Below are 18,427 nucleotides of genomic sequence, written 5' to 3' on the forward strand. Positions count from 1 at the left end.
CCCTTTCCAAAGCGCGCGCCGGCCGCTACATCCGGCGCATGCCGCTTCATCTCATCAAGCTTGCCGTCGGTTGCGACTCGGTCAAGGAACTCAAGGGCTGGGTCGCCGAACGGATGGCGACCGCGAAGAAAAAGGGCCTGCCGCTCCGTCACGTCCACATCACGCGGATGACGCCGAAGCGCGAGGAGGAGATCCTCGCCGGCGGTTCGCTGTATTGGGTGATCCGTGGCGAGATCGCCGCGCGCGAGAAGATCATCGCGATCGAGCCGTTCCGCGATAAGGACGGCATCGGACGCTGCCGGCTGGTGATGCAGCCCAAGGTGATCGCCGTCTCGCCGCGGCCGATGCGGCCGTTCCAGGGCTGGCGCTACCTGACCGCGGACTCCGCGCCCGCAGATCTCACCAAGTCGAGCGCAGCCAGCGTGGCGTCGATGCCGGAACCCATGCGCCGCGAGTTGCGCGACCTCGGATTGCTGTGAGCGATCCGATTGCTGTGAGCAATCGGAAGGCGGCTGGCGCAAATTACTGAGTCACGAGATGCAGCCGGCCCCATTCGGACGCCGGGATCTCGACATAGCGGCCGCCGCCCGCGTTGCTGACGGCAACGTCGAGCAGTTCGTGATCGATCCCCATCTCGCCGAGATAGCGCCGGAACTGGTCGGTGAAGATCGAGGTCAGGCTTTCGCGATGCTCGGCCGAGACGTTCGGCGCGAGCCGGTTGTGGATCGCCATGCCGCTCAGCACCACGCGGCTGCCCGCCGGCAGGCTGCGATGCACGCCGCCCGACAGCACCAGCACGCAGGCAAGATCGCAGGCAATGCTGGACAGCTTTTCCTTGGCGTCCAGCGGGCCGCCAGGCCGCTTGAGCGCAAAGCATTCCTCGTCGGGCTTCCCGTTGCAGGCCTCGACCTCGGTCGCCGCGACCGCGGTATCCACCCCGCGGTCGCGCAGGATCCGGCCGAGGCTGGAGGCGACGTTGAGGTTGGAATCGCCCTTGATGTTGATCACCACCGGGAGCTTGCGTCCGCCCTGCCGGTCGAGGATCGCCAGCAGGCGCTTGTAGGTGTCCCATTGCACCGAGCCCTCGGCGGCAATCCATTCCGAGCAGCCCGGGCCGCAGGCATCGGGCGCTCCATGCGCGACGTAGAAGATCATCGCGCCGGGTGCGGAAATGACCCCGCCGACCGGCGGCCGGGTCTGCGCATGCGCCGCGCTGGCGGCCAGCAGCGCGATGCCGAGAACAATGCCTTGCCTGAAATGACTGATCATTCCGATCGCCTCTGAAGGGGGCGATCATCCATGCGTCATGGGCGCGGCGCAAGCACGACCCGGCCGCACAAATGAGGCCGGGCCCTCATTACAGGCTCGCATCCGGTTTGCGCGTGAACCGCTTCACACTTGTGCGGACCCCGCCTTAGACCGCGATGTTATCGATCAGGCGCGTGCTGCCGATCCTTGCCGCCACCAGCATCCGCATCGGACCGTCCTTCAGCGAGCCGATCGGCGCCAGCGAGGCGGCGTGGCGGACCTCGAGATAATCCAGCACGAAGCCGGCCTTGGTGATCTCAGCGGCGCCGTCGGCCATTGCAGTCGCGGCGTCCTCGCCGGCGCGCAGGCGGCCTGCCGCTTGCTTCATCACACGGTTGAGCTCGGGAGCCGCGCGCCGTTCCTCCGTCGAGAGGTAGACGTTGCGCGAGGACATCGCGAGGCCGTCGCGTTCGCGCACCGTCTTCGACCCGATCACCTTGACGCCGAGGTCGAGGTCCGCGGCCATCTGGGTCACGACCCGAAGCTGCTGAAAGTCCTTCTCGCCGAAGATCGCAACATCGGGCCGGACTTGGGTGAACAGCTTGCCGACCACGGTGGCGACGCCGCCGAAGAAGTGCGGCCGGAAGCGATCCTCGAGTCCAGCGGTGGCCGGTCCCTCGGGCACGATCCTTGTGGCGAAGCCGTCCGGGTACATCGCCTTCACCTCGGGGTGCCAGATCAGGTCGACGCCTTCGGCGGCGAGCTTGGCGACGTCTTCCTTCCAGGTGCGCGGATACGAACCGAAATCTTCGGTCGGCGCGAACTGGGTCGGATTGACGAAGATCGAGACGACGACCCGCTTGGCGCGGCGCTTGGCGAGCCGCACCAGCGACACATGGCCGTCATGGAGCGCACCCATGGTCGGGACCAACGCGATGGTCGCCTTCTTGGCGCGCAGGGTGTCGACGGCGCGACGAAGGGCGGGGACGGTACGGACAACGGTGGGATTTCTCGGCATCTGATCTCGACTCGTGGGGCAAGCTGGGCGGGGGAATCCAGGTGGAACGTTTGGCGTTCGGCAGGTGGCGGAGCTTACCAAGTCCGAACCGTTATCGGCAAACCGCCGCGCAAGCATTACCCGATCTCGCACGCGCATGGATCGCAGGCCTCGTGCCGCCGATCGACGCAGCCGGCTTGCGCGTTCGATTCATCATTAAGGATGGCTGCAATTGATTTCCTGTCGCAGTGATGCATTTCACTTGACCGCAGCCGTGCGCGATTTGAAGATCATTGCGGGGATTGAATCATGTTGGTGCAGGCTAGTCAGGGTCAATCCGGCTCCGCACATGTCGTGGTGCTGGGCAACGAGAAGGGCGGTTCGGGCAAGTCGACCACCGCGCTGCATATCGCCGTTGCGCTCCTGAAGGCCGGACAGCGCGTTGCCAGCATCGATCTCGACTGCCGCCAGCAGAGTTTCACCCGCTACATCAGCAATCGCCAGGCCTGGGCGCGGCGTTCCGGGCTCGATCTCGAACTCCCCGCGCATTATTGCATCAAGTACGGCGAGACGATGCAGATCGAGGAGAACGAGAACGCCGAATTCCAGCAGTTCATGGCCGCGGTGAGCGCGGTGGAACGTGCCTATGATTTCATCGTCATCGATACCCCGGGCTCGGACAGCTACCTGATGCGGCTCGCGCATTCGATGGCCGACACGCTGGTGACGCCGATCAACGACAGCTTTCTCGATTTCGACGTGCTGGGCACCGTCGATCCCGCGACCTATGCGGTGATCGGCGAGAGCCATTACGCGGAGATGGTGCGCGACACCAGACGCAAGCGCCGCCAGCTCGACGGCGCCTCGACCGACTGGATCGTGGTGCGCAACCGGCTGTCGATGCTCGGCTCGCGCAACAAGCAGCTGGTCGCCGACGGCTTGAAGCAGCTGTCGCTGCGGCTCGGGTTCCGTTCGGTCGACGGCTTTGCCGAGCGGGTGGTCTACCGCGAATTCTTCCCGCGCGGGCTGACGGCGCTCGACGACATCGACGAGGCGACGCTTGGCACCCGCCCGAGCCTCGGGCACGTCACCGCCCGCGAGGAGGTGATGGGCCTGCTGCGCCAGCTCAAGCTGCCGCTCGACGAGCGCGGCCGCCGCCGCGCCGCCAACCGGGCCGAATGGTTCAGCCAGGTCGACAAGCCGCTGGAAGTCGACGACATCATCGGCAGCTAGGCCGGCAAATCCCGGTGGCGGCCCGGCATCAGGCAGGATCTCCAAACGATTGGTGCGGCGGTCGAAGGCGATGAACGGAGGATCGAATGGAACGGCGCCTGTTCATGTCCCTTCTCGGAGGAGCTGCGTTGGCACCGCTCGCCACCTTGCCGGCCTATGCGGACCCGTCGGACGCCTGTGGTGTTCCGGTCGCGCGGGACGATGGCTGGTCCGTCGCCTCCATCACTGAGGACAAGTTCGCCGACCGCGCTGCGCTGTGCAGGATGGCTGACCGGCTCGCAACGGGCGCCAATGTGCACGCGGTGCTGGTCGTCCGAAGCGGCAAGCTGGTGTTCGAGCGGTACTTCAGCGGTTCCGACGAGGTCCCCGGCCGCTTCTACGGCAGCCGGGTCGAAGACGTCGCGTTTAATGCCGATACGCTGCACAACATCAAGTCGGTCTCGAAGAGTGTCGCCTCACTCGCCGTCGGGATCGCGATCGACCGCGGGCTGATCCGCAGCATCAACGAACCGATCTTCAGCTTCTTCCCCGAATTGTCAGACCTGCGGTCCCCCGAAAAGGACCGCATCCAGCTCGTGCACGCCCTCACCATGTCGATGGGATTGGCGTGGGTGGAGGCGACGCCGGCGACGGGAGACGACAACGACGAGGTGCGCATGCATCGGGCGTCGGATCCGTGCCGTTACGTCCTCGGTCTTTCGGCAACGGCCCCGCCGGGACAGGCGTTCTTCTACAATACCGGCGCGCTTACGCTGGTGTCGGCCATCGTCCGCAAGGCGACCGGACATCCGCTCGACGAATTTGCGCGCACCGCGTTGTTCGAGCCCCTGGGCATTACCAGCTTCGAATGGAGCCGGGTCAAAGGGGATAGCGATGCCGGTGGCGGGTTGCGCCTGCGACCGCGCGACATGGCAAAGATCGGCCAGCTTGTCCTCGCAGGCGGCCGCTGGAACGGTCGCCAGATCGTCCCAAAGGCATGGATCGAGACCTCGACGGAATCGAAACTCAAGGCCACGGAGCATCAATCGTATGGATACCTGTGGTGGCTCGGCCAGTCTCGGCTCAACGGGCGTATGGTCGACTGGGTTGGCGCGCTCGGGCGAGGCGGGCAGTCGATCCGCATCGTCCCCGAGCTCGATCTCGTTGTCGTGGTGACCGCGGGATATTATCAGGACTACAGCCCGCAAGCGTTTCAATTGCAGTACGGCGTCTTCAGGGACGTCCTGCAAGGGATCTCGCCTCGGGTCTAGTTCGGCCCGCCATTGGCGGCGGCATGCGCAACGGCATCGTTGACATGATCGAGATCGAAGGTCGTGACCTCGAATTGATCGAGCCGCAACAGCCCGGCGCGGGCGAGATTGACAAGGCCGAACGTCGCCTCCGGCGGATACGTCCAGACACCGCCAATGCTGATGCATTCGCGCATGATCCAGGGGTAGGGCAGGTCGAGCCCCGGGTCCCCTGCATCCCGACGCCGCCATCAGCGCGATCCTGCCTTCGTCGACCTGCTGGCAAGGCTCCGCCAAGGCTGTCCCGAGTTCGATGCCTGGTGGGGAACCCATGATGTCAGCAGCAGCATCGCCGGGCGGAAGGTGCTCAGCCACCCTAGGCGCGGCAGGCTCAATTTTGAGTACGCCAGCTTCCAGGCCAACGACGATCCTAGCCTGAAGCTGATCATCTCCACCGAAATCGGTTGAAATCCGTGGTTTTCCGGTGATTTCGGCCACACCGGGGCCAAAAAAGCCGGAACAAAGCAGCCGAAATCCAGTTTCTCCTCAACGTGGATCCAAGGGCGATCCAGGGCTTGAACGCCACCTTGGGAACTCACGTTGACGAACAGAGGAGAGAACGAGCCGTCGCGGTAAGGCGTGTGCATCTGCACAAACTATAGGTGCGGCGCACAACGTTATGCCACCGAAGCCACAATATTTGGACTTCCTGTCACGGCGCTGTGACATATATTCTCAAAAGGAGGCCGAAGAGCCTCCGGCCAAAATCGCCCTGTAAAGGCGGGCACCTCGAGGACGTCATGAAGCGTGGAATTCTCGTTCTGCTTTCGCTCTCCGTAGTGATCACGGGTGCGTATTTCACCGCGAGCAAGTGGGCGATCCGTCACGAAACTCTCATGTTCAAGGATCCGACCCGCGATGAGCGGCCGGTCGCGGTCGACGTCGCCGTGCGCTTCGACAAGGAGATGCAGGCCGACGCCGGCATGATCAAGCTCCCGGTTGCGATCCTCAATCATGGCAATACCGTCAAATTTACCGAATATTCCTTCCTCGCGAACGTGTTCGCGGCGCGCGGCTATCTGACCATCAGCATTCAGAACGACCTGCCGTCGGATGGACCGATGGTGACCAAGGTCGGCGAGCTCTATGTCGGGCGCCTGCCACAGTATCAGCGCGGCATCACCAACATCAAATTCGCGATCGAGGAGATGAAGAAGCGTCAGCCGAACGCGGACTACAGCAAGCTGACGATGGTCGGCCATTCCAATGGCGGCGACATCGCGATGTATTTCGCCAAGCAGTATCCGGACGAGATCAAGAAGGTCGTCACGCTGGACAATCTGCGCGTGCCGTTCATGACCGACGGCAAGTTCAAGATCCTGTCGTTCCGCTCGCATGACTCGCAGTTCAAGCCCGATCCCGGCGTGGTGCCGGACGAGGAGCAGTGCGAAAAGGCCGGTATCACCGTCGTGAACACCAACTTCCAGCACAACGACATGCGCGACACCGGACCCGAGAAGGCCAAGGACTCGATCCAGGCAATGCTCGATAAATTCCTGGCCGACACCGACAGCGATGTCGCACCGGTCGACACCAGGAATGCGCCGCCAAAGATTCTGGAGCCGGGTCCCGTCTCGCTCTACGTGCCGGTCGAAAAGCCTCAGACCTTCGGCGAGAAGATCAAGAAATCGCTCTCGCTGACCAAGACCGAGACCAAGAAGGTTCCGTCGGTCACGAACTGACAGGGCCGCCCGGGATCCGATCCGGGCCGGCGGGCGCGTCACGTTGACCAATCCGATGCCGCGGCCCACATAGTGTTTGCTGTACGAGGCAAGCGCTGATGGCTGGCAAGACGATCAAACCGACATCCGGAAGCGACGTGCGCCCGGTCGATTCGCCTGGCGTGCCGGCGTCGAGCGCCAATGACATCGCCGCGTTCGTGGCGAAGGCTCGCGCGATGTCGCCGCATCGCGCCGGCGCACGCGGCAGGCTGGTGTTCGCGCTCGACGCCACGATGAGCCGGCAGCCGACATGGGACATGGCGTGCACGCTGCAGGCGGACATGTTCCGCGAGGCCGGCTCGCTCGGCAGCCTCGATATCCGCCTCGTCTACTATCGCGGCTTCAACGAGTGTCGCGCGTCGGGCTGGATCTCCGACAGCGCGCAGCTCGCGCGGCTGATGAGCAAGATCGACTGCCAGGGCGGCAATACCCAGATCGGCAAGGTGTTGTCGGAGACCCGCCGCGAGGCGGTTGCGGCAGGCGTGCGCGCGCTCGTGTTCGTGGGAGACGCGATGGAGGAGAACGCCGACGCGCTGTGCGCAAGCGCCGGTGAGCTCGGCCTGCTCAAGGTGCCGGTCTTCATGTTCCAGGAGGGCGCGGATGCGACTGCCGAGCAGACGTTTCGCGAGATCGCGCGGCTGACCGGCGGCGCATGGTGCAGGTTCGATCCCGGCGCGGCGGCACAACTCCGCGAGCTGCTGCGCGCCGCTGCAGCCTATGCTGCCGGCGGCCGCGAGGCGCTGCTGCAACTGGCGAAGACGACGAGCGGCGCGGCCAGGCTGATCGGCCAGATGAAATAGGCCGCCTAGCGGGTCAGGCTCCGCCCGACGTCACGGCTTTAGCAATCGCGGCGAGCAGCGCCGACATGTTGGCCGTGACCTGTCCGGTCGCTTCCGCGACGCAATGCCGTTCGGCGAGCCAGGCCGGATCATTGTAGGAGAGCCAGCAGTCGCCGGCTTCGTCCTGCCAGACCAGAGCCTTGAGCGGCAGATCGATCCCGATCGTCTGCGCAGCCTGCATCAACGGCGTGCCGCCCTTCGCGTTGCCAAATACGAACAGCTCGGTCGGACGGAGCGCAAGGCCGGCGCCGGCGGCGCCCGCGGCATGATCGATCTGGGCGAGCAAGGTCAGCCCCCGCGCCTGCAATTCGGCCTTGAGCCGGTCGGCGGTTTGCTTCGGCCCCACATGGCTGCGAAGGCTGATCAGTCCGTCAATCGCCATCAAGCTTCCTCCAGCGCGATTGCCGCAAGCTGCTCAATCGCAGGGGGCGGCGCCACGCGAGGGCGCTTCACGCTCCAGTGAGACGAAGCTTCGCATGCTTTTTGCCGCCGGGCCGCCTATATTCCGCGCATGCCAACCCTGATCGCCGGCGTCGTCGCAATTGTCATCCTTTATTCCGCACTGCAGATGTTTCGTGCGGCCAATCCGGCCGTGCTTGCGCGTGCGATCAAGATCGTGGGCGGCGTGGTCGCGCTTGCCGTTGCGGCCTTTACCGGCGTGCGGGGCGAACTGGCAGTCGCAATCCCGCTCGGCATCTTCGGCGCCGGACTGCTCGGCTGGTCGCCGTTCGGGAGCACCGGCTTTCCCAATTTCGGCGGCATGTTCGGCGGTTCGCGCAATCAGGGACAAAGCTCGCGGGTGCGCTCGCAATATCTCGACATGAGCCTCGATCACGACAGCGGCGTGCTCAAGGGCCAGATCGTGGCGGGACCGCAGGCCGGCCGCATGCTCGACGAGTTCGACCTGTCGCAGCTTCTGGCGATGGTCCCGAGCTTCGACGCCGAAAGCGTCGCGCTACTTGAAAGCTATCTGGACCGCCGCTTTCCCGCCTGGCGTCAGGACGCACAGGGCGACCGGGCAGGGGGGCAGGGCCGCGCGGCGACGAGTGGCAAAATGACGAACGAGGAGGCCTATCAGATCCTTGGCCTGCAGCCGGGAGCGTCGCGTGACGACATCAGCCGGGCTCACCGCACCCTGATGAAGAAACTCCATCCCGACCAGGGGGGCTCGACGTATCTCGCTGCCCGTGTGAACGAGGCCAAGGATACTCTGCTTCGCACGCATCTCTAACTCCGGCTACGCTACTGACGCCACAGCCGAGAGCTGCCTTCCGTTTCTGATTGATGCCCCGTGTGGCCCGCCGCTGTCCGGCGTGGCCGATCGTTCTTTCGGGAAAACTTAACCGTAAAAGCTTGACGAGAAGTTTCATGGTCGCGCCGCGCGCGGAAATGCCGGTCGTTGACGCGGCGGCCTGCAAAGCAAAAGGGCCGGCGCTTGCGGCGCCGGCCCTTTGAAATCAGCCGTTGCTGTCGATCAGTTGCGAACGGTGATGCAGGAGATCTCGGCGCGCTTCAGCGTCTTGCACGCCGCTTCGGCCTGATCGCGCTCGAGGCCGGCAAAGCGGGCGCGGTAGAGCTTGCGATTGTCCTTGGCCACGACCTCGGTGAACGGGTCCGCCTTGCTGAGGAGGCCGCGGGCCGAGCTGCGCGCGAGGTCGATGCGCTTGTTGGCCTCGCCTTCGGACTCGAGCGCGCCAACCTGGATGATCCAGCCGGAATGCGCGGCGCCCGGCTTGACGACGCTGGTCTGCGGCGCGGCCTGCAGGCTGCGGGTCGGTTCGATCGAGGCCACGGTCTGCGGTGCCGGGGCGGCGGCCGGTGCATGGACGGACGAGGCCGGCAGCACGCCGAGGATGCCGTTGCCGGTGCCGAAATTGGCCGGCTGCGGCGGCATCTCGGGCCTCGAGGTCTCGGCGGCCCGCGCCATCATCGCATTGGAGGTCTCGGGAACTTCGCCGCGCGACGGGATGGTGCTGGTGATCGGGGGCGCGGACTGTGCCGGGCCGGCGGCGGCAAGCTTGATCGGGCCGGCCTTGACCTGCACGGTCTTCACCTTGACCGGCTTCATCGGTTCGGCCGAGCCGGGGATCGCGGCGATCGGCTGGGTCTGGATCACGCCCGAGGTCAGCGGGGCCGGCTCGGGCTTGGCCTGCGGCTCAGGCTTCGCCGGGGGTGGCGGCAGCGCGGCGGCGACGGCCGCCATCAGCGAGGGCTTGCTGGCCGGGCGCGGCGCCTGCACCGCGACGGCTGCCGCGGCGGGCTCCGACGCCGCGACCGGCGCGGTGTCCGCGCTGCGGGCGTTGTCGGCATCGGCAACCTCGACATTGGCGTCGGCCGGGTTGCGCTCGGTGATCGCGGCGGCCGTGCGGGTGGTCGCGCCCTTGCCGATGTTCTCGGCCAGGAGGTTGCGCATGATGGCGTCGCGGGAGCCGCCGCTGCGGCCGCCGAGCACCACGCCGACCAGGAAGCGATTGCCGCGGTGGATCGAGGTCACGAGGTTGAAGCCGGAGGCGCGGGTGTAACCGGTCTTGATGCCGTCGACGCCTTCGACGCTGCCGAGCAGGCGATTGTGACCGGTGATCGTGTGGCCGCGGAAATTGAACGCCGTGGTCGAGAAGTAGCGATAGTAGCGCGGGAAACGATCCTGGATAGCGCGACCGAGCGTCGACTGATCGCGCGCGGTGGTGATCTGCTCGTCGTTGGGCAGACCCGAGGCGTTGCGATAGGTGGTCCGGCTCATGCCGAGCGCGCGGGCCTTACGGGTCATCATCCGGGCGAAGTCGTCTTCGCTGCCGCCGATCGCCTCGGCGATCACGACTGCGGCGTCATTGGCGGAGCGGGTGACGAGACCCTTGATGGCGTCTTCGACCCTGATGGTCTGGCCGGGTCGCAGGCCGAGCTTGGTCGGGTCCTGCTCGGAGGCATGCTCGGAAACCGGCAACTCGGTGTCGAGCTTCATCTTTCCGGAATCGAGGCGCTCGAACAGCAGATAGAGCGTCATGATCTTGGTGAGCGAGGCGGGGTGCCGCAGGCCGTCGGGACTGTTCGACGTCAGCACCGAGCCGGTGTTGCCGTCGACGATGATCGACGCGAATTGCGGGCTGTAGCTTTCGCGCGCGGCCTCGCTGTGGTGGTGGCGGGCGGCGTGGCGCCGGTGACGGCGCGCCTCCGCGCTATCACTGGTGATCAGGATCGCCGTCGTGACGGTAACGAGCCCAAGAACGCCAACTCGCAGCGCCCGCGAGGAGGCCAAGGTTGTTCGAAGCATCTACTTCCCCGTCCCAATTTCTATCTAGATCACTGGCTCGTGAGGCGAAATTGTGCCCGGCGGCCGTCGATCCTTGCCTGCGCAACAGACCACTTCGGGCAGAACCATCTGCCCTCGTGGCGGCTCAGGTCGCTCTTCTAGCTAAGGTGTTGTTCACAAACAGCTTTCAAGGCTGCCCGTCGGAAGGCGAACAAAGTCCAGGAATCAGGTTAGGCGGACCGAGTTTCCAAAAGATTAAGCAACCGTTGCGTAGCCCCCCGGGGTTTATCGCAAATGCTCAGGATTCGGGCAAATATCGTTGTGCGTCGCACAATATTTATTGACTCTATTGTGCAATGCGATATTCCAATCGTTGTCAGGGGGCCGGGAGCTTCCCGGCAATGGGAATTTGCGCCTTCAAGTCTGGGAAAAGGAATTCCAATCCATGGTCAAGATCGAAGACATTCAGAACTACGGCAAAGAGCATTTCGAGTCCGTCACTGCGTCTGCGAACAACCTGCAGAGCGGCGTCCAGGCGATCGCCACCGCCTATGGCGACTACGCCAAGAAGTCGTTTGAGGACACCAAGTCGTTCGTCGAGAAGCTGTCGGGCGTGAAGTCGCTGGACAAGGCGCTCGAGGCGCAAACCGAGTACCTGCGCTCGTCCTACGAGACCTTCGTCGCGGAATCGCAGAAGATCGCCGGCCTGTACAGCGACTGCGCCAAGCAGACCTTCAAGCCCTACGAGGGCCTGGTCTCCAAGTTCGCTCCCGCTCAGTAAGCGCTACTGACCAAGACAAACGAAAAGCCCGGCCGTTTCGGCCGGGCTTTTTTGTTGCGCCTGAAGCGGGCGGTTATTTCGCCAGCCGCAGCTTGCTGAGAGCAGTTCCGATCGTGTTGAACGTCGTCAGGATCTGGGTCGAGCTGGTCAGCATGTAGAACTTGTCGGGGCTGCTGGCGCAGTTCTTCAGGACGGTCGAGGTCGGATCGGCGGGCGTGCTCGTGTTCACCTGGATGGCGTAGATCGTGTACAGCGGCGCACCGTTGGCATCCCTCGCGTTCTGCAGATTCTGGCACTGCAAGGTCTGCCGTGCATCGATCGGATTGCCGGACGCCTGGCTGCTGCCGTCGCCATAGTCGGGCCAGCGGTCCTCGGTGTTCAGGCCGTCGGAAAGAATGATGATGACGCGGTTGTAGGTGGTGTTGGAGTCCTCCGCCGGCGCGTTCAGCGGACCGCCCACCAGAAGCGATTGCCACGCCCAGGCGAGGCCAACCGATTGGTCGGTGCCGCCGGTCGGCTGCATGGCGTTGACCGCAGTCTTGAGCGCGCTCCAGTTGTAGCTCAGCGGGATGATCGGCTCGAGCGGCGTCGAGACGCTGCTGTTGCAATAGGCCGTGCTGTTTTCATAGTACTCGTTGGCTGGAAACAGCGTGGTGACGTCGGATGTATTCGGTAGTACGCCGGTCGCATCGTTCGGCTGGGTGCGGTCGGTGATGCAGCCTGTCCATGTGCTGATCGGGTTGGTGGAGGGTTGCTGCCAGTTGTTCACCACGGTTGGCGTCTGGTTGGTCGACGTCCATTGGTTGTTGGTCCATCCGACGACGGCGGTAACCCGCGGCTGGTTCTTGTTGTCGACCGTGTCGTTGGGGCCCGGCTGCGTCCAGTCATGGGTATACAGATTGCCGGTGCACGAATAGACCCCGTTCTTGGTGCCGCAACTGCAGCCACTCACAGGATTGCCCGTGGAGTCGGTGGGGCATGCACACGAGTTCGAGCCGGTGCAAAATACGCCAGTGCCGGCTGGCGTGCTGACCCAGCAGCCATTGTACTTCGTGTGCGAATTGTAATCGACGCTCGGGCAAATGTAGCCCGAATAGGTCCCGCTCGAGGGGATGTAGGTCGTGTTGGACGAACTGGTCGGGCCCTTCGTGCAGGTGAAGCCGCCGTTGCTGTTGGTCCAGGGGCATCGTGCACCCGGTCCCACCGCGTGCCAGTTCATGGGCAGCGTTGCCCGGGTACTGCCGTTGTTGGGTTGCGCAGTCGGAGGATTGAGCCAGTCGGTCCAGTCGATGTAGTTCTGCGTATAGTTGCTGGCGCCGAGGTTGACGACCTTGGCGAACGGAATGACGGAGATGTAGACGTCGCCGTTGTTCTTGCTGAGCGCGCTGAGCTGGTCGATCAGGCCGCCGGTTCCGGCCACCGCGTTTCGCAGCGCGGTAATCTTGCCGTTCTGGCTCATCGATCCCGTGTTGTCGAGGGCCAGCGCGACGCGCATCTTGACGTTGCCCCAGGTGGTGGTGGTCGAGGTACCGAAGTTCATTTTCTGGAAATTGCCGCCGGACAGATCGGCAAACTTCATGAAATAGGTGTTGATGTAGCCGGACCCGCTCAGGAGAATGGTCGCGGCTGCGCTCGAGGTCGGGGTCGTATAGGTGGCCGAGATTGCAATGCCCTGGCCGTCCTTGTTGGTGAAGAGGCTGTTGAAATAGGTCTGCGCCTTGCTCGGGATCTGCGCGGCCGTGATGGTGCCCATGGTCAGATCCTTGGACAGCATCAGCGCGGTGGAATCGAGCGCCGACTGCATCGCGGTGCGGGCGTTGTTGGCGCGGGTATAGTCGACCGCTGCGCCCACGAAGGCGAGGATCGGCAGGATTGCGAAGGTGAAGATCACCGCGACATTGCCGTCGGTTGCCCTGGAAAACCGGCGGACGGCCGCGCGGACGCGATTGGAAATGGCTGAACCAAGCATGGCGCTCTCGTCAAAATGGATTGCGCGGCCATCTCGACGTGCGCGGCTAAACAGATGGTGAATCGGGAAACTGAAACCCGGCGGGTCGGCCCCCCAGACGGCCAAAAGCAGGGCAGAAGCACGCGCTATCCTCAATGCCCGCTAAATTGGATGCCCTAGTCCTTTGTCAAATCAGGCAGAAATGATTAACCTTCCGAGGGTTGCCGCGCCGGGAATCGGACCGGTGGGCTGCGGCGGGTCTGCGCTTGCGGCAGGGCGTCGTGAGGCCCATATTCGGGAGGTCGATCCGGCCGCCGGATCGGACCGGGAGCGGCAATCTGGAAAGCATTGCTGGGGGTTCCGCGATCAGTCTTGCGGCAATCGCGACCACCTTCCAATCGCCAACCGGTTTCCCCTGGGGAATTCGAACGCCTGAGCCATGCTGCGATACACGTTGACAGTCCCGATCTCCGAGCCGGTTTCGGCCATGCCCGCGGTGTCCGCCGCGCCGGTGCCGAAAATGAGCAATGACGACAACCGCAATGGAGCGGGCAGCGGCCCATCGACCTCGGTCATCACCAAGGTCAAGCCGAAGACCAAGCGCCCGAACCTGTATCGCGTCCTGATCCTGAACGACGACTACACGCCGATGGAGTTCGTGGTTCACGTGCTGGAACGATTCTTCAACAAGGACGCCGAGGCGGCGACCAAGATCATGCTGCACGTTCATCATCACGGGATCGGTGAGTGCGGCGTGTTTACCTATGAGATCGCCGAGACCAAGGTGACGCAAGTCATGGACTTTGCGCGCAAGCATCAGCATCCACTGCAATGTGTGATGGAAAAGAAGTAGTTCGCGGGAACGATTGACCTGCCGCGGGAAGCGGAACGGGTCTTGCATCGCGTTTTTGAAGGCAGCGAACGGCGTTCCCGTATGATCACGGGGCGCCGCCGGACAACGTTCCGGTGCCCCGAATTTAGAAGAAAACCATCATCGCGGGACCGGTCTTTCGCCACGATCCGTCGTAACTATATCAATGGCGATCACGAAGGTTGTTATTGCCTGACCCGGTAATGGCGATCATGATGGCCGGGGGCCATAGAGGACGCGAATGCCTACTTTTTCCCAAAGCCTAGAACAATCCTTGCATCGTGCATTGGCGATCGCGAACGAGCGTCACCATCAATACGCGACGCTCGAACACCTTCTGCTGTCGCTGATCGATGACTCGGATGCGGCGGCGGTGATGCGGGCCTGCAGCGTCGATCTCGACAAGCTGAGGACCAGCCTCGTCAATTATCTCGAGACCGAATTCGAAAACCTGGTGACGGACGGCGCCGACGACGCGAAGCCGACCGCCGGGTTCCAGCGCGTGATCCAGCGCGCGGTGATTCACGTCCAGTCGTCCGGTCGCGAGGAAGTGACCGGCGCCAACGTCCTGATCGCGATCTTCGCCGAGCGCGAGAGCCATGCCGCGTATTTCCTGCAGGAGCAGGACATGACGCGCTACGACGCCGTCAACTACATCAGCCACGGCATCGCCAAGCGGCCCGGCGTCTCCGAGGCGCGGCCGGTGCGCGGCGTCGACGAGGAAACCGAGACCAAGGGCAACGAGGACGCCAAGAAGAAGGGCGAGGCGCTCGACACCTATTGCGTCAACCTCAACAAGAAGGCGCGCGACGGCAAGATCGATCCGGTGATCGGCCGCAATGCCGAGATCAACCGTGCGATCCAGGTCTTGTGCCGCCGTCAGAAGAACAACCCGCTGTTCGTCGGCGAAGCCGGCGTCGGCAAGACCGCGATCGCCGAAGGCCTCGCCAAGCGCATCGTCGACAGCGATGTGCCGGAAGTGCTGGCGGCCGCGACCGTGTTCTCGCTCGACATGGGCACGCTGCTCGCCGGTACCCGCTACCGCGGCGATTTCGAGGAGCGGCTGAAGCAGGTCCTGAAGGAGCTCGAGGCGCATCCGAACGCCATCCTGTTCATCGACGAGATCCACACCGTGATCGGCGCCGGCGCCACTTCCGGCGGCGCGATGGATGCGTCCAATTTGCTGAAGCCGGCGCTGGCTTCGGGCACGATCCGCTGCATGGGCTCGACCACCTACAAGGAATATCGTCAGCACTTCGAGAAGGACCGCGCGCTGGTGCGGCGGTTCCAGAAGATCGACGTCAACGAGCCGACGGTGGACGACGCGATCGCGATCCTCAAGGGCCTGAAGCCCTATTTCGAGGATTACCATCGGCTGAAATACACCAATGAGGCGATCGAGGCGGCGGTGCAGCTGTCGTCGCGCTACATCCACGACCGCAAGCTGCCCGACAAGGCGATCGACGTGATCGACGAGTCCGGCGCGGCGCAGATGCTGGTCGCCGAGAGCAAGCGCAAGAAGACGATCGGCATCAAGGAGATCGAGACCACGATCGCGACCATGGCGCGGATTCCGCCCAAGAGCGTGTCGAAGGACGATGCCGAGGTGCTGAAGCATCTCGAGCAGACCCTGAAGCGCACGGTGTTCGGCCAGGACAAGGCGATCGAGGCGCTGGCTGCGTCGATCAAGCTGTCGCGAGCCGGCTTGCGCGAGCCGGAAAAGCCGATCGGCTCGTATCTGTTCTCGGGTCCCACCGGCGTCGGCAAGACCGAGGTCGCAAAGCAGCTGGCGGCTTCGCTCGGCGTCGAACTGATCCGCTTTGACATGTCCGAATACATGGAGCGGCACACTGTGTCGCGCCTGATCGGCGCGCCTCCCGGCTATGTCGGCTTCGACCAGGGCGGCCTGCTCACCGATGGCGTGGACCAGCATCCGCATTGCGTGGTGCTGCTCGACGAGATCGAGAAGGCGCATCCGGATCTGTACAATGTGCTGCTGCAGATCATGGATCATGGCCGGCTCACCGACCACAACGGCAAACAGGTCAACTTCCGCAACGTGATCCTGATCATGACCACGAACGCGGGCGCGGCCGACCTCGCGCGGCAGGCCTTCGGCTTCACCCGCTCGAAGCGGGAAGGTGACGACCACGAGGCGATCAACCGCCAGTTCGCGCCCGAGTTCCGCAACCGGCTGGATGCGATCGTCTCCTTCGCGCACCTCAATGCCGACGTGATCGGCATGGTGGTCGAGAAGTTCGTGCTGCAGCTTGAGGCGCAACTCGCCGACCGCGACGTCACGATCGAGCTGTCCGAGCCCGCCAAAGCCTGGCTGATCGAGCACGGCTATGACGAGCAGATGGGCGCGCGTCCGATGGCGCGGATCATCCAGGAGCACATCAAGAAGCCGCTCGCGGATGAGGTGCTGTTCGGCCAGCTCAAGGGCGGCGGACACGTCCGCGTCGTCCTGATCAAGGACGAGGCGACCGCCAAGGACAAGATCGGCTTCGAATATGTCGAGGGCCCGGTCACGCCGAAGCCCGAGAACCTGCCGCCGCGCAAGCGCAAGCCGCCGAAGGGCGGGAGCGGCGGAGGCGGCACCAAGGGGCCGGCCTCAAAGGGGCCGATGGTCAAGGCCTGAGGCGCGAGCGAACAACCAAATGAAAGGGCCGGCTGAAAACAGCCGGCCTTTTTGTTGGGCGACTGAGGTGCTCTGCCGCGCAGCGTCACTCGCCCTTCAGGCGCTGGCCCTCATGGACCCGCACCTGGTCGGCGCCGCGGCTGCCGGCCGAAGACAGCCGCAGCGTGCTCAGCACAGCGCCCACGACGGCAAAGCCGACGCCGACCATCAGCGAGATCCTGGTGCCGTCGGCTGGATAGCGCGCCAGCAGCATCGCCACCAAGGCGGCACCGATGGTCTGTCCGAGCAGGCGCGCGGTCCCGAGCATGCCGCTGGCGCCGCCGGAGCGCTCGCGCGGCGCGGCGGCGATCATGGTGCGGTTGTTCGGGGTCTGGAACAGGCCGAAGCCTGCGCCGGCGAGCGCCATCCGCCAGATCACGCCGATCGGCGTCGAATTGGCCGGCATGAACGCCAGCGTGCCCAGACCCAGTGCGAACAGCAGCAGGCCGATGCCGCCGAGCAGGCCGGCCGGGTAACGCTCGACCAGCCAGCCCGCGATCGGCGCGGCGAATGCGACTGCGATCGGCCACGGCGTGATCAGCAGGCCGATCTGCACCGCCGAATATCCGAAGTGGTTCTCGAGATAGAACGGCATCGCGACGAAGGCCAGCATCTGCCCGCAGAACGAGGCGATCGACGTGCCGATCGACAGGGCGAAGATCGGGATCCGCAAGAGGTCGACGGGCAGCAGCGGCGAGGGCAGATTCTGTTGCCGCCGGTACAGCAGATGGGAAGCGACCGCGGCAATCGCGAATTCCAGCGCGCAGAGATACAGCGCCTCGCCGTGGCCGGCGCTGTCGATCGCGCTGATGCCAAATCCGAATGCGATGGCGCTCATCGCGGCGCTCTGCCAGTCGAACGCGTGGACCGCGGGTCTGGTATGCGGCAGGAAGCGCCAGCCCAGTGCCAGCGTGACGATGCCGAGCGGGACATTGATGGCGAACAGATACGGCCAGGTCCCGACCGCCAGGATGAACGAGGCGATGGTCGGGCCGACCGCAGCCGAGACGGCGACGACCAGCGCGTTGACGCCGATGCCGCGGCCGAGCTGCGAATGCGGATAGATGAAGCGGACCAGCGCAGTATTGACGCTGAGGATTCCGGCCGCGCCGAACCCCTGCAGGATGCGGGCGACGGTCAGCAGCGGCAGCGTATGCGCCAGCGCGCAGAACAGCGACGCCAGCGTGAACAGCAGCAGCCCCGCCAGATAGACCCGGCGATAGCCGACGATCTCGCCGAGCGAGGCGAGCGGCAGCAGCGAGATCGTGATCGCCAGCTGATAGCCGTTGACGATCCAGATCGAGAACGCGGGGCTGGCGTCAAGATCCCGCGCGATGGTCGGCAGTGCAACATTGGCGATCGAGCCGTCGACGACCGCCATCACGAGGCCGAGCGCGATCGTGAGAATGGCCCAATTGCGCTGCGGTTGCGGCAGCCCGTCGGGATGCTCGATGATCGCGGACGACATGTCGTGAAATGGCCTTTGGTTCCAGCATTGGCGGGGTTACCGGATGCTGGATTAACCTGGCCTTTGCAACCCCCGAAATGACAGATGCCGGCCGCGATCCAAACG

Annotated in this window: 17 protein-coding genes; 10 read left to right on the forward strand and 7 right to left on the reverse strand. The window is 64.3% G+C overall.

From position 1 onward, the window contains the following. The first annotated feature begins 38 nt into the window (after window positions 1–38). Window positions 39–479 carry a DUF1489 family protein gene (locus AC066Y_RS03570; protein WP_028336418.1) on the forward strand — a complete coding sequence of 147 codons (441 nt, stop codon included), beginning with the start codon at window positions 39–41 and terminating at the stop codon, window positions 477–479. 43 nt (window positions 480–522) lie between these two features. Here the strand turns inward: AC066Y_RS03570 and AC066Y_RS03575 are convergent, their stop codons facing one another. Both AC066Y_RS03575 and panC read right to left on the reverse strand, forming a co-directional pair. Next, the gene (locus AC066Y_RS03575) at window positions 523–1,269 is read right to left on the reverse strand and encodes a hypothetical protein (RefSeq protein WP_478272695.1); all 747 of its coding nucleotides are present in this window, start codon (window positions 1,267–1,269) and stop codon (window positions 523–525) included. 145 nt (window positions 1,270–1,414) lie between these two features. After that, entirely contained in the window at window positions 1,415–2,266 is an 852-nt protein-coding gene (panC, locus tag AC066Y_RS03580; protein ID WP_478272696.1) for a pantoate--beta-alanine ligase, read from the reverse strand. A gap of 288 nt (window positions 2,267–2,554) precedes the next feature. Between panC and AC066Y_RS03585 the strand changes: the two genes are divergently transcribed. Further along, on the forward strand, window positions 2,555–3,478 hold the full coding sequence (locus AC066Y_RS03585) for a division plane positioning ATPase MipZ (RefSeq protein ID WP_092114844.1): 924 nt from the start codon (window positions 2,555–2,557) through the stop codon (window positions 3,476–3,478). Window positions 3,479–3,564: 86 nt separating this feature from the next. Beyond that, window positions 3,565–4,728, forward strand: coding sequence for a serine hydrolase domain-containing protein (locus AC066Y_RS03590; RefSeq protein ID WP_478272697.1), 1,164 nt, complete (start codon window positions 3,565–3,567; stop codon window positions 4,726–4,728). On the opposite strand, the gene AC066Y_RS03595 is transcribed toward AC066Y_RS03590, so the two are convergent. Next, window positions 4,725–4,904 (reverse strand): hypothetical protein, encoded by a 180-nt coding sequence (locus AC066Y_RS03595; RefSeq protein ID WP_478272698.1) that lies wholly within the window; start codon window positions 4,902–4,904, stop codon window positions 4,725–4,727. The two genes, AC066Y_RS03590 and AC066Y_RS03595, sit on opposite strands and share 4 nt — an antisense overlap. An 82-nt stretch (window positions 4,905–4,986) precedes the next feature. On the opposite strand from AC066Y_RS03595, the gene AC066Y_RS03600 reads away from it, so the two are divergent. The 3 genes from AC066Y_RS03600 (at window position 4,987) to AC066Y_RS03610 (ending at window position 7,288) form a co-directional block, all read left to right on the forward strand. Next, window positions 4,987–5,175, forward strand: a complete 189-nt coding sequence (locus tag AC066Y_RS03600) for an MmyB family transcriptional regulator (protein WP_478272986.1) — start codon at window positions 4,987–4,989, stop codon at window positions 5,173–5,175. Between the two features lie 332 nt (window positions 5,176–5,507). Next, the gene (locus AC066Y_RS03605; protein WP_478272699.1) at window positions 5,508–6,449 is read left to right on the forward strand and encodes an alpha/beta hydrolase family protein; all 942 of its coding nucleotides are present in this window, start codon (window positions 5,508–5,510) and stop codon (window positions 6,447–6,449) included. A gap of 98 nt (window positions 6,450–6,547) precedes the next feature. After that, on the forward strand, window positions 6,548–7,288 hold the full coding sequence (locus AC066Y_RS03610) for a vWA domain-containing protein (RefSeq protein ID WP_478272700.1): 741 nt from the start codon (window positions 6,548–6,550) through the stop codon (window positions 7,286–7,288). 13 nt (window positions 7,289–7,301) lie between these two features. Here the strand turns inward: AC066Y_RS03610 and AC066Y_RS03615 are convergent, their stop codons facing one another. Next, on the reverse strand, window positions 7,302–7,709 hold the full coding sequence (locus AC066Y_RS03615; protein WP_478272701.1) for a DUF302 domain-containing protein: 408 nt from the start codon (window positions 7,707–7,709) through the stop codon (window positions 7,302–7,304). A gap of 129 nt (window positions 7,710–7,838) precedes the next feature. Here AC066Y_RS03615 and AC066Y_RS03620 point away from each other — a divergent pair, with 129 nt between their 5' ends. Next, window positions 7,839–8,558 (forward strand): DnaJ domain-containing protein, encoded by a 720-nt coding sequence (locus AC066Y_RS03620; RefSeq protein WP_478272702.1) that lies wholly within the window; start codon window positions 7,839–7,841, stop codon window positions 8,556–8,558. A 243-nt stretch (window positions 8,559–8,801) separates the two neighbouring features. On the opposite strand, the gene AC066Y_RS03625 is transcribed toward AC066Y_RS03620, so the two are convergent. Then, window positions 8,802–10,595 (reverse strand): serine hydrolase, encoded by a 1,794-nt coding sequence (locus tag AC066Y_RS03625; RefSeq protein ID WP_478272703.1) that lies wholly within the window; start codon window positions 10,593–10,595, stop codon window positions 8,802–8,804. Window positions 10,596–11,019: 424 nt separating this feature from the next. On the opposite strand from AC066Y_RS03625, the gene AC066Y_RS03630 reads away from it, so the two are divergent. Next, window positions 11,020–11,355 carry a phasin family protein gene (locus tag AC066Y_RS03630; protein WP_021078275.1) on the forward strand — a complete coding sequence of 112 codons (336 nt, stop codon included), beginning with the start codon at window positions 11,020–11,022 and terminating at the stop codon, window positions 11,353–11,355. A gap of 73 nt (window positions 11,356–11,428) precedes the next feature. Here AC066Y_RS03630 and AC066Y_RS03635 read toward each other — a convergent pair whose 3' ends face one another. Continuing rightward, on the reverse strand, window positions 11,429–13,324 hold the full coding sequence (locus tag AC066Y_RS03635) for a TadE/TadG family type IV pilus assembly protein (protein WP_478272704.1): 1,896 nt from the start codon (window positions 13,322–13,324) through the stop codon (window positions 11,429–11,431). Between the two features lie 499 nt (window positions 13,325–13,823). Between AC066Y_RS03635 and clpS the strand changes: the two genes are divergently transcribed. Both clpS and clpA read left to right on the forward strand, forming a co-directional pair. After that, entirely contained in the window at window positions 13,824–14,156 is a 333-nt protein-coding gene (clpS, locus tag AC066Y_RS03640) for an ATP-dependent Clp protease adapter ClpS (protein ID WP_106318898.1), read from the forward strand. Window positions 14,157–14,415: 259 nt separating this feature from the next. Continuing rightward, window positions 14,416–16,815 carry an ATP-dependent Clp protease ATP-binding subunit ClpA gene (gene clpA, locus AC066Y_RS03645; protein WP_478272705.1) on the forward strand — a complete coding sequence of 800 codons (2,400 nt, stop codon included), beginning with the start codon at window positions 14,416–14,418 and terminating at the stop codon, window positions 16,813–16,815. An 85-nt stretch (window positions 16,816–16,900) separates the two neighbouring features. Here clpA and AC066Y_RS03650 read toward each other — a convergent pair whose 3' ends face one another. Beyond that, complete coding sequence (locus tag AC066Y_RS03650; RefSeq protein WP_478272706.1) at window positions 16,901–18,322, reverse strand: MFS transporter; 1,422 nt, start codon at window positions 18,320–18,322, stop codon at window positions 16,901–16,903. Window positions 18,323–18,427: the final 105 nt, after the last annotated feature.

It is taken from the genome of Bradyrhizobium sp. USDA3010, from assembly GCF_056429065.1.

What these genes read in the sequence shown, in the direction of transcription:
- AC066Y_RS03570 (WP_028336418.1), top strand. Translation starts at nt 39, where the DNA reads ATGCCGCTTCATCTCATCAAGCTTGCCGTCGGTTGCGACTCGGTCAAG.
- AC066Y_RS03575 (WP_478272695.1), bottom strand. Translation starts at nt 1,269, where the DNA reads ATGATCAGTCATTTCAGGCAAGGCATTGTTCTCGGCATCGCGCTGCTG.
- panC (WP_478272696.1), bottom strand. Translation starts at nt 2,266, where the DNA reads ATGCCGAGAAATCCCACCGTTGTCCGTACCGTCCCCGCCCTTCGTCGC.
- AC066Y_RS03585 (WP_092114844.1), top strand. Translation starts at nt 2,555, where the DNA reads ATGTTGGTGCAGGCTAGTCAGGGTCAATCCGGCTCCGCACATGTCGTG.
- AC066Y_RS03590 (WP_478272697.1), top strand. Translation starts at nt 3,565, where the DNA reads ATGGAACGGCGCCTGTTCATGTCCCTTCTCGGAGGAGCTGCGTTGGCA.
- AC066Y_RS03595 (WP_478272698.1), bottom strand. Translation starts at nt 4,904, where the DNA reads ATGCGCGAATGCATCAGCATTGGCGGTGTCTGGACGTATCCGCCGGAG.
- AC066Y_RS03605 (WP_478272699.1), top strand. Translation starts at nt 5,508, where the DNA reads ATGAAGCGTGGAATTCTCGTTCTGCTTTCGCTCTCCGTAGTGATCACG.
- AC066Y_RS03610 (WP_478272700.1), top strand. Translation starts at nt 6,548, where the DNA reads ATGGCTGGCAAGACGATCAAACCGACATCCGGAAGCGACGTGCGCCCG.
- AC066Y_RS03615 (WP_478272701.1), bottom strand. Translation starts at nt 7,709, where the DNA reads ATGGCGATTGACGGACTGATCAGCCTTCGCAGCCATGTGGGGCCGAAG.
- AC066Y_RS03620 (WP_478272702.1), top strand. Translation starts at nt 7,839, where the DNA reads ATGCCAACCCTGATCGCCGGCGTCGTCGCAATTGTCATCCTTTATTCC.
- AC066Y_RS03625 (WP_478272703.1), bottom strand. Translation starts at nt 10,595, where the DNA reads ATGCTTCGAACAACCTTGGCCTCCTCGCGGGCGCTGCGAGTTGGCGTT.
- AC066Y_RS03630 (WP_021078275.1), top strand. Translation starts at nt 11,020, where the DNA reads ATGGTCAAGATCGAAGACATTCAGAACTACGGCAAAGAGCATTTCGAG.
- AC066Y_RS03635 (WP_478272704.1), bottom strand. Translation starts at nt 13,324, where the DNA reads ATGCTTGGTTCAGCCATTTCCAATCGCGTCCGCGCGGCCGTCCGCCGG.
- clpS (WP_106318898.1), top strand. Translation starts at nt 13,824, where the DNA reads ATGAGCAATGACGACAACCGCAATGGAGCGGGCAGCGGCCCATCGACC.
- clpA (WP_478272705.1), top strand. Translation starts at nt 14,416, where the DNA reads ATGCCTACTTTTTCCCAAAGCCTAGAACAATCCTTGCATCGTGCATTG.
- AC066Y_RS03650 (WP_478272706.1), bottom strand. Translation starts at nt 18,322, where the DNA reads ATGTCGTCCGCGATCATCGAGCATCCCGACGGGCTGCCGCAACCGCAG.